This is a genomic window from Albidovulum sp., assembly GCF_008933605.1.
In the GTDB taxonomy this organism is placed as follows: domain Bacteria; phylum Pseudomonadota; class Alphaproteobacteria; order Rhodobacterales; family Rhodobacteraceae; genus Albidovulum.
The window spans coordinates 1-2,888 of sequence record NZ_WBUS01000246.1 but is presented as its reverse complement, the minus strand read 5'-3'; the positions used below and the strand labels follow the sequence as shown (position 1 = coordinate 2,888).

Annotated in this window: 4 protein-coding genes; 1 reads left to right on the top strand and 3 read right to left on the bottom strand. The window is 69.4% G+C overall.

The genetic code is table 11. The features are described 5' to 3' along the window. The coding region (locus F9K34_RS18235) for an invasion associated locus B family protein (RefSeq protein WP_291338527.1) at nucleotides 1–530 on the top strand (530 nt) is incomplete at its 5' end. 58 nt (nucleotides 531–588) lie between these two features. On the opposite strand, the gene F9K34_RS18230 is transcribed toward F9K34_RS18235, so the two are convergent. The 3 genes from F9K34_RS18230 to F9K34_RS18220 form a co-directional block, all read right to left on the bottom strand. Further along, a complete protein-coding gene (locus F9K34_RS18230; protein ID WP_291338526.1) occupies nucleotides 589–1,797 on the bottom strand; it encodes a beta-ketoacyl-[acyl-carrier-protein] synthase family protein in 1,209 nt (402 codons plus the stop codon). Continuing rightward, on the bottom strand, nucleotides 1,794–2,057 hold the full coding sequence (locus F9K34_RS18225; RefSeq protein WP_291338525.1) for an acyl carrier protein: 264 nt from the start codon (nucleotides 2,055–2,057) through the stop codon (nucleotides 1,794–1,796). Before F9K34_RS18225 ends, F9K34_RS18230 begins: the two co-directional genes overlap by 4 nt. Beyond that, nucleotides 2,041–2,888, bottom strand: an 848-nt coding sequence (locus F9K34_RS18220) for a UDP-3-O-(3-hydroxymyristoyl)glucosamine N-acyltransferase (protein ID WP_291338524.1), incomplete at its 5' end; no start/stop codon positions are given. The genes F9K34_RS18225 and F9K34_RS18220, both read right to left, overlap by 17 nt.

Here is a 2,888-nt window from a genome sequence, read left to right as displayed (position 1 = left end):
CCGGTACCGCGGCGCCCGCGGATGCGACCGCCGCTCCGGCCGCCGCCCCGACCGGCAACGGCGTGGGCGAGCCCTATGTCGCGGAAACCTTCGAGGCCTGGGAACTGCGCTGCGTGCGCACCGAGGACGGTTCGGACCCCTGCCAGCTCTACCAGCTCCTGAAGGACAAGGAGACGGACAAGCCGGTGGCCGAGATCAGCCTTCTGGCGCTGCCCGAGGGCGGCGAGGCGGTCGCCGGGGCCACGATCATCGTGCCCCTTGAAACGCTCCTGACCCAGCAGCTCAACATCACGGTCGACAAGGGCAAGACCAAGCGCTTCCCCTTCACCTTCTGCGCCGAGGTGGGCTGCGTGGCCCGCGTGGGCTTCACCCAGGAGGACATCGACGGCTTCAAGAAGGGCAGCGTCGCCACCGTGACGGTGGTCCCGGTCGCCGCCCCCGACCAGACGGTGAACGTGGACATCTCGCTCAAGGGCTTCACCGCCGGCTTCGAGGCCGTCACCAAGGCGAACGCGCCGAAGCAGAACTGAGCTTCCGTCCTCGTGAACCGACGCCGCGCCCCGTCGGGCGCGGCGTCTTTCGTTTCCGTCAGGCGGCGCGGAGCGCTAGCACCGCATTGAGCCCGCCGAAGGCGAAGGCGTTCGAAAGGACCGCCGTAACCCTTGCCTCGCGCGCCACGTTGGGCACCACGTCGAGCGCACATTCCGGGTCGGGTTCCTCGTAGCCGATCGTCGGCGCGATCACGCCTTCCCGCAGCGCCAGGATGCAGGCCAGAAGCTCCACGGCGCCGGTGCCGCCGATGCAGTGCCCGTGCATCGACTTCGTCGACGAGATCATCAGCCGGTCGGCGTGGTGGCCGAAGGCATGGGCGACGGCGGCGCATTCGGTCTTGTCGTTGGCCGCCGTGCCGGTGCCGTGCGCGTTCACGTAGCCGACATCCCCGGGGGCGAGCCGGGCGTCGAGAAGCGCACCGGCGATCGCGCGTTCCGCACCGGACTGGTTCGGCATGACGATGTCGGCCGCGTCCGAGGTCATGGAGAAGCCCGCGACCTCGGCCAGGATCTCCGCCCCCCGCGCCCGCGCATGATCCCAGTCCTCGAAGACGAAGACGCCCGCGCCCTCGCCCTGGACCATGCCGTTGCGGTTGGCGCTGAAGGGCCGGCAGGCGTTCTTCGACATGACGCGCAAGCCCTCCCAGGCCTTGATGCCGCCGAAGCAGAGCATCGCCTCCGCGCCCCCGGTGATCATCGCCCGCGCCGCGCCCGAGCGCACCATCTGGAAGGCGAGCCCCATGGCGTGGTTCGACGAGGCGCAGGCGGTGGCCACTGTGAACGAGGGGCCGCGCAGCGCGTATTCCATGCTGACATGGCTTGCCGCCGCGTTGTTCATCAGCTTCGGCACGACGAAGGGGTGGACGCGGTTCTTTCCCTCCCCGTAGACGCTCCGGTAGTTCTCGTCCCAGGTGGTGACGCCGCCCCCCGCGGTGCCGAAAACCACCCCGCAGTCGAGCCCGAGCTTGCCGCGGAAGTCGAGGCCCGACTGGTCCACCGCCTGACGCGCGGCGACCATGGTGAACTGGGTGAAGCGGTCGTAGAGGGCGATGTCCTGACGGTTGAAGCAGGTCTCCGGCTCCCAGCCCCGGACCTGCGCGCCGATGCGGATCTGAAGCCGCTCCACGTCGCGGAAATCGAGCGGACCGATGCCGCAGCGCCCCTCGCGGAGCGCCGTCAAGGTCGAGGGCACGTCGTGGCCGAGCGCGTTGATCGTGCCCGCCCCGGTGATCGCGACGCGCCTCATGCGGCCTGCGCCACGAGGTCCTCGACCGCGCGGATGATCGCCCCGACCGAGGACATGTCGAACCCGCTCCTTTCCGGCTCGTTCGCATTGAAGGGGACCGAGATGTCGAAGGCCTCCTCGATCGCGAAGATCGACTCGACCAGCCCGAGGCTGTCGATGCCGAGGTCCTCGAGCGTCATCTCGGGCTTCACCTCCGCGACGTCGAGGACCGCCTGTTCGGCGATGATCGCGATCACCTTGTCCCTAACACTCATCGTCATCCCCGCCTTGCTTCGTCTCTCCCTGCCCCGAGCCTGTAACAGCCGCGCGAAGGGCCGCCACCTGCTCGAAAAGCCGCGGCAGCCGGCGGATGTTTTTCCAGGCCTGGACATGGGTTTCCATCTTCAGCGCCGGATAGCCCAGAAGCACCCGCCCCGCCGGCACGTTCGAGAGGATCTTCGTGCCGCCCCCGGCGATCACGTCATCACCGATGAAGATGTTGTCGACCACGCCGCACTGCCCGCCGAGAACCACCCGGTCGCCGATCCTCACCGATCCGGCGATGCCGGTCTGGCCGCAGAGCAGGCAGTCCTCGCCGACGACGACGTTGTGGCCGAGGTGGACGAGGTTGTCGAGCTTGGTGCCGTTGCCGATGGCGGTTGCGCGGATGGTGCCCGAATCCACCGTGGCGTTCGCCCCGATCTCCACGTCGTCGCCGATGACGACCCCGCCGAGCGACTGGATGCGGAGCCATTTCTGTGCCTTGATCTCGGCCCGCTGCCCCAGCGTCCGGCGCACCTCCTCGGCACCCGATTTCTCGGGCGTCACATAGGAAAACCCGTCCGCGCCGACGACCGCCCCGGGCTGGCAGATGAAGCGGTGGCCGATCCGCACGTTGCGCCCGATGCGCACGCCGGGATGGATCAGGGCATCGGCACCGATCCGCGTCCCGGCCCCGACCGACACATGCGCGCCGATCCGCGCGCCCGGGCCGATCCGCACGGCTTCGCCGATGACCGCGAAGGGCCCGATCGACGCCCCGGCGCCGATCTCGGCATCCGCCGCGATCACGACCGTGGGATGGATGCCGCCCGCGATGCCGGGGCCGGCGT